At 65.9% G+C, this 875-nt stretch carries 1 protein-coding gene; it reads right to left on the bottom strand.

The genetic code is table 11. The annotated features are described in order from the left end of the window. Positions 1-643: YgfZ/GcvT domain-containing protein (locus ACSFA3_RS24655; RefSeq protein WP_435507994.1), on the bottom strand; the 643-nt coding region annotated here is incomplete at its 3' end. Positions 644-875 lie beyond the last annotated feature (232 nt).

Here is an 875-nt window from a genome sequence, read left to right as displayed (position 1 = left end):
CCTGGCCGGGGTAGCAGCCCTTCTTGAAGTTCACGCCGCCGACCGATTCGTAGTTGATCATCTGCGGCACGAAGGCCTCGATGACCGGCGTAGTCAGCGTCACGATGCCGCTGCGCACTTCGCTCCATTGCCACAGGCTGGCATCGACCGTGGGGCCCACGGGGGCGGCATGGCCGGCCGGCGCGATCCAGAGCGCGCGTGGAACGCCGTCGGCGGGGTACAGCGACACGGCGCTGACTTCGTCGCCAACAGCTGTGCGCTTACCGGGCAGCGCTGCGGCATCGAGGCCGTTGCCAGTCAAGGCGGTGCCGGCCAGGCCGTACAGCGCGAACTGTTCGGTGGCGTCGGTCAGCTTGACCTTGGCGCGCAGCACGAACATCGACAGGCGCTTGAGCGTGGCGGTCAGGATGTCGCGGCTGCACACAAGCAGAATGAGTTCGGGTTGCGGCTTGATTCCGATGAAACTTGCGATCACACGGCCCTTGGCGGTGCACAGCGCGGCCAGCCGGGCGTCTGAGGCGCCGAGCAGCGAGAAGTCTTGTGTCAACTGGCCGTGCAGGAAGCCGGCGGCATCGGGGCCCTCTGCACGGATCACACCAAGGTGGGAGAGGGCGGTCACGCCATTGAGAACGACAGTGGTCATCGCTGAATTATCATGGCCGTGCCTGTTCCTTCGGGGCGGCAGGGGCTCCCGCCCTGCAGTCTGCAAGGCCACCGGTTTTTTCATCTCATCCTCCGGCTTTTTCTCGTCATCCCCACATCGGATCCGTGCGCAGCTTCTTCCTCACGCTTTTCCTGCTCGCCGCCCTGATTGCGCTTGCGCTCGGCGGCGCCGGCCTCTGGTGGGTGCACCAGCCGCTCAAACTGCCGGCGCC

The sequence above is a fragment of the Variovorax glucosi genome (genome assembly GCF_051216695.1).
Taxonomy (GTDB): domain Bacteria; phylum Pseudomonadota; class Gammaproteobacteria; order Burkholderiales; family Burkholderiaceae_C; genus Variovorax.
This window is presented reverse-complemented; position numbering and strand designations above follow the sequence as displayed.